Source organism: bacterium (assembly GCA_023145965.1).
GTDB lineage: Bacteria > UBP14 > UBA6098 > UBA6098 > UBA6098 > UBA6098.
Map to the genome: position 1 here is coordinate 36296 of JAGLDC010000078.1, position 6027 is coordinate 42322.

At 40.9% G+C, this 6027-nt stretch carries 4 protein-coding genes; all 4 read right to left on the reverse strand.

The window, feature by feature from the left end; translation table 11 throughout:
• Positions 1-2: 2 nt before the first annotated feature.
• Complete coding sequence (locus KAH81_07645) at positions 3-1298, reverse strand: TolC family protein (GenBank protein MCK5833526.1); 1296 nt, start codon at positions 1296-1298, stop codon at positions 3-5.
• A 53-nt stretch (positions 1299-1351) separates the two neighbouring features.
• On the reverse strand, positions 1352-1957 hold the full coding sequence (locus KAH81_07650) for a TetR/AcrR family transcriptional regulator (protein MCK5833527.1): 606 nt from the start codon (positions 1955-1957) through the stop codon (positions 1352-1354).
• A gap of 541 nt (positions 1958-2498) precedes the next feature.
• Positions 2499-4772 (reverse strand): Flp pilus assembly complex ATPase component TadA, encoded by a 2274-nt coding sequence (tadA, locus tag KAH81_07655; GenBank protein ID MCK5833528.1) that lies wholly within the window; start codon positions 4770-4772, stop codon positions 2499-2501.
• A gap of 119 nt (positions 4773-4891) precedes the next feature.
• A partial coding sequence (locus KAH81_07660) for a dihydroorotase (GenBank protein MCK5833529.1) occupies positions 4892-6027 on the reverse strand: 1136 nt, incomplete at its 5' end.

Genomic DNA, 6027 nt, shown 5'->3' on the forward strand with positions numbered 1-6027 from the left:
TTTTACTCCTTTAAGAGCGAACTAATTGCCGCTTCGTATTGAACGACGGCGAGTTTTAAATTTACTACAGCAGAGATATATTCCGCTTGAGCTTGAATAAGTGTACTATTTGCATCGAGAACATCGGTGTTAACCGCCATGCCTGTGCTGAACTCGGCTTCCGCCACACGATAACCTTCGTTAGCCTGTTCGAGCTTAATTCGGGATACATCGAGGGATTGAGTTTTTTCCTCGAGGTTATTGTAAAAAATTCTAATCTCCATCTCCGCCGCGCGATGCACCATATCGAGCGTTTCCTCTGCCTCACGCCTCTGAGAATTTGCTTTGCGCACACCAAAAATCCTCTCTCCGAAGGAAATCAGAGACCAGCTTGCTGCGAGAGTCACATTCCATGAATCGTAGAATTCTTCTTCGAGAGCTTGATTTGGACGCTTATACGACCAATTAAAAACACCGACAACATCAGGTGAAAAAGCGCCCAAAGCGATTAGTTTTCCGGCTTTTGCCGCATCGAGGCCATATTCGAGCATTTTTATATCAGGCCTGTATTTAAGCCCATAATCGAGCCCCCATTCCAAGGAAGCCCACGAAACCTCGATTTGTGCTGTATCGGGATCGAGTTCAAGAGTTGTGTCAGCCGGAAAATCGAGAAGGAAGTTCAAGACGAGTCTCGAGGCTTTAACTGCATTTCTCGATTGGATGATCATCAAATCGATTTCAGAACTTGCAACCCGCGTCTGAAGGAGGTTGTTTCGGCTGATAAGGCCTTGTGTAAACATACCTTCGATTACTTTAAGATGCCCATTCATCCGTTTGCGAGCTTGTTGCATCGTATTTCCAAACAAATCAGCTTTAACAACCCCATAATAAGCCTCTGAAATGCTAACAGCGGTCGAACTTTTTTGATTTCTAAGGTTTTCTTGTTGAATCTTTGCGCCATTTCGTGCGGCGCGGTAGCCATTAATTATCTTACCACCAGTGAAAATTGGCTGTTGAACTCCGAGGGTTAAGTTATAGTTATTCTGTTTGCCCATTTCTATACTCATCCCACCGAACTCAAGCGGCATGGTCATAACAGGGACTTCATCGAGGCGAGTATATGAACCGTCCGCCGATGCATGCGGAAGCAGGCCTGTAAATGCAATTTTTGCGTCCTCTTTTGCGCTATCTCTTTTATAACCGGCCGTAAGAACTTGAGAATTTGCTTCGAGACCACGGGAAATTGCCTCTTGGAGTGTTATAGCTCCGAGGCTAAAAGTTACAACCAAAACGAGAGATACTCGAATTATCAATTTCATGAATTTTCCTTTATATTTATTTGAAGCCCAAGCGTAATACTATGAATCCCATGTCACATTTTTTTCAAAGACCCATTAAGAATAAGTTCAAAAATTACTTTTTCTTTATCTAGTAGGTTGAATTCTCCTCCTGCTGCAATCCACTGGCCAACGCTTCCGGTTGTTATTGAAATAATCATTAAGGCAAGATCATTTGAAGAGATTTTAGGATTGAGTTCATCCTCGAATTGTTCGATATGCATTTTTAATTTTTCCAAAAATACACCCATTCCTTCAAAAACTTTGCGATGAATCTGTTCTTTAGGGAGACATTCTTGCTTAAAAGCCTCGGACATCATTGCAAGATAGAAGTTCCGTTTATTTTCTAAAATTTCAAAAGATAGATGAATATATTTTTTAATTCCTTCAGAGAGGCTTTTACTTGCGGGAAAAATCTCATCGATAGATGAATTCAGATTTGAAAAAACAACATCGACTGATTCTACAAGGAGGTGGTCTTTACCATCGAAGTAGTTGTAAATAGTCCCTTTAGAAAATCCGGCCTTATCGGCGATTTCTTCCATGGATGTGTTGAAATAGCCTTTTTCTTCAAAAAGAACCTCAGCGGATTTAAGGAATAAATCCTTATTTCTTATCCTATCTTTTTCCCTTTGTCTCAATGTTTCCTCTTTAAATAGTTAAGTGCACCAAACAATACAGTATATTTAATGACTCAGAGTTCAATCTTACAAAATTTATTTTACGAAAACATTTTTTTTTTGCAAGAACAAACAAGGTTTTTTATTAGAAATTAGCTATGAACTTTTCCTTTATTGATTTTGGGTTTCACAAGGATTTGCCTTATCGGTGGATGAGAAACACTTTCCCGCCCAGCGCTGTCACGATTTTTGCTATTTCTCAAACTCAGGAGTATAGCCAGTTATTTTCGCGCGCAAAAATCCCATAGCCCCATTTTCTTCCCTTCCCGCGCCAGCGCACCTGCATGGAATTTCAACCTTTGAATATTTGAGCCATATGCTTGTTGTTCACACATATTGGTTTTTGTTTTGGAATAGGATAAATTTGGGTGTTTAATTAAATAGAGATAAGGTTGGTGTGGGAATTAATCCAAGTGATTTAGCGTGAAAGCCAGATTTTGATTTTCATGGGGGGCTATCGTCTTTTGGATAGAGTGGGTATGATGATTCGTATAAATGCACTTTAGGCTTGATTTATATTTTTTCTTGCAAGAGAATCTATTCGTTGAATTAGGACATCGAAATCGTAGGGGGGGATTAAATAATCATCTGCGCCGAGGCAGAATGGAATCTCGTCTGTTTCTTGTGGGGTTTTGTCGGTAATTAAAAGCAATGGAAGGTCTATAAAGCAAAGGTGCGAACGGATTTCCTCGAGAAAATCGACAGCATTACTATCAACTGTTTTATCGATAACGATAAGTGCTGGTTTTTGTTTATGTAGAAACTCGATTATGCTATTTGGGTTTGAAAGGGCGATAGTATTTAAGCGCTTTTTGATTAAGTGTTTTTCGACTTTATTTACAATTTTTTCTTCGAGGCCACAGAGAAGCACATCGAGAAATGGCAATAAATCGTCAACACTGGTATCCCTGTTTATAGGTTTATTCTCTTGGTCGTTTTCATCTGAGACGAGGTTATCGCGGCTTTCAAGTTGTTTTTCGGATTGTTTTTTATTAGTGGATGTTATACCATGACTGACTTCGTTAGATTCGCTATTGTCTTGGTGTTTTTCATTGAGCAGATACACGGATCGTGCCGTCGATTTCAATTCTGTGATGCCTTTATCTATCAATTCGAGAGCTGTGAGGTTCATGGGTTGCATTCCGCTATCGATTGCCTCGGCACGAACCTTATTTTCCGATCCTGTAGCCATAGTGTCTTTTACACGAGTATTTAAAACAAGTAGTTCTATCGCAGCAGTCCTACCAAGAAAACCAGTCCAGTCGCAGTGAGAACAACCTTCGCCGATAGAGAACCGGATATTTGGATTGTATTTTCTTGCGGTTTTCACAAGATACTCTGGTAGCTCGCTTTTTTTCGCATCGCGTTTGCAATATGGACATATTTTTTTAATTAGTCTTTGTGCTAGAATACATAGTGTAACTTCTTTGATAACAGATACATCAGTTCCAAGCTCTTTAAGGCGCGAGATCGCGCCGACAGAATCGTTTGTGTGCAAGGTAGAAAACACAAGATGACCGGTTTGTGCTGCCTGAACGGCTATTTTGGCTGTTTCTGGATCTCTAATTTCACCAACAAGTATAACGTCTGGGTCTTGCCTAAGAACCGATCTCAAACTTGAAGCGAAAGTAATTCCGCGTTTTGGGTTTACTTGAACCTGATTCACTCCTTCTATTTCATATTCGACAGGGTCTTCGATAGTTGTGATATTAATATTCTTGTCTTCGCTTTTGAGATATTCGATTGCGCCATAAAGCGTGGTCGATTTGCCAGAGCCGGTAGGGCCAGTGACGAGTATTATTCCTTGCGGGCGTCTTATCGTATTTAGGAAACGCTCTAGTGTTTCGCCAGTAAATCCAAGGTTTTCAAGAGATGAGAACATCGTTTTTCCATCTAAAAGGCGAATAACGACCTTCTCTCCCCATATCATAGGTAATACTGAAATCCGTAAATCGAGGGGTTTACCGTCGATTTTGACATGTATCTTGCCATCCTGAGGTGAAAAATGATTTGCTAGGTCCAATTCCGAAAGCACCTTGATACGGCTAATAAGAGGGGGGCCGATGAGTTCGGGAAAATCCATTTTCGCGATGAGTTCACCATCGATGCGGTATCTAATAAGAACCTTGTTATCTTGTGGTTCGATATGTATGTCCGATGCTCTGTGTGCAAAGGCATCTATGATTATAATATTTAAAAGTTTAACTATTGGCGCTTGAAGAGTTTTTTCTTCGGCGACCGATTCGATGATCTTCCCTCTATCAAAATTTTCATATTTGATATTACTATGTTTATTGCTGGTTCTTTGCACAAGACCTTGAATATAATTATCGGTGTTGTAAAGAAACTCGATAGCCTTCTTGACATCACTAAGAGTGGCAAGTTTATAGGTCGCTGGCCTATTAGCTATAAAATTGACCGTGTCTTTACCGGCGGTATCGAATGGATTGGCGATAGCAACAAGAAGGCTTTCGTCTTTAGCCATTTTAAGCGGCACTAGGTTAAAAATTTGTGCGTCTTTTGGTGGAATAATATTGGATAACTCTACTGAGGGTTCCAACTCATTGATATTGGCAAGAGGTATCTTAAAATATGCGGAATAAGCCTCATATAACTTTTTCTCGTCGATCAGTTTTTCTGAAACTAGATTCCCAAAAAAGTAGAAACCGTTGGATTTGATTTTTTCTGATCCGATAGCTTTAGTATAGGCCTTTTTATCTACATATTTATTTTCGAGAAGAAATTCCAGTATTTTGGCATTGAGATTTTTATACATAAGCCTTAGATCAATTGTATCTATTATTATAGTATAAGATAACTCATGGATTTAAATTGGCAAGCCTTGAATCCCAGAATTAACCAAAAATAAAAAGTAGGAATAAGATAAAACAATAACTACATCTCGTTGAATATTATCTCGCCGGCAACCATGGTCCATACCGCTTTGCCGGTAAGCTCCCACCCTTCGAAAGGAGTGTTCTTCGATTTGCTGGCAAATTTAGAAGAATCGACCGTCCATTTTTTTGTGGGATCAAAAATGCAAACATCGGCGTTTGCGCCCTGAGAAAGGGTTCCGGCGGAAATATCGACAAGACGCGCAGGATTTGTGCTCATAAGCTCGACCATTTTTACGATATCGATAACGCCGGTATTAACCAATTTGGTGTAAATCAGGCTTGCGGAGGTTTCTAGACCAATAATTCCGAATGGCGCAATTGCAAACTCACAGTCTTTATCCTCAGGTGGGTGAGGCGCATGATCGGTGACAATGCAGTCTAAAGTGCCATCTATCAACGCCTCGCGAAGTGACTCCACGTCTTCCTTAGTGCGAAGTGGTGGGTTCATCTTAAAATTGCTATCGAAATCCGAATTCACAACATCTTCATCGGTTAAAATAAGATGATGCACAGCAGCTTCTGCCGAAACTGCGACTCCCTTAGCCTTAGCAGTTTTGATTATTTCGACACTTTCCTTTGAACTTACATGACAAATATGGATTCTAGCCTCAAGGAACTCGGCTAAGAGGACATCTCGAGCGATCATGCCAGCTTCAGCAACCGAAGGAATGGCTTGCATCCCCACGATTCCGCTTGCTATTCCCTCGTGCATGTGTCCTCCTCGCGAAAGGTCGAGGTCTTCTTCGTGCAGAAGTAGAGGAAGCTCGAACATCTTTGAATAAGAAAGCGCGTTGCGTAAAAGCTGAGAGTTCATCACTGGTTTTCCATCGTCGGAGAAACCTGCCGCGCCTGCCATAGCAAGATCATACATCTCAGAAAGCTCGATCCCCTCGAGTTTTTTGCTAATTGTCGCAATCGGATAAACCCAACAATATGCATCCCTTCCACGATCATAAACAAATTTGACCAGCGCTGCGTTGTCTAAAGGAGGATTTGTGTTAGGCATACAGCAAACAGAGGTAATTCCTCCACGGACTGCTGCAAGAGAGCCAGATTTGATGGTCTCGGCATCCTCACGCCCCGGTTCCCTGAAGTGGACATGAATATCTACTAAACCCGGGAAAACGAATTTTT

Coding starts and splice junctions, on each gene's coding strand:
- KAH81_07645 (MCK5833526.1), bottom strand. CDS start 1,298: ATGAAATTGATAATTCGAGTATCTCTCGTTTTGGTTGTAACTTTTAGC.
- tadA (MCK5833528.1), bottom strand. CDS start 4,772: ATGTATAAAAATCTCAATGCCAAAATACTGGAATTTCTTCTCGAAAAT.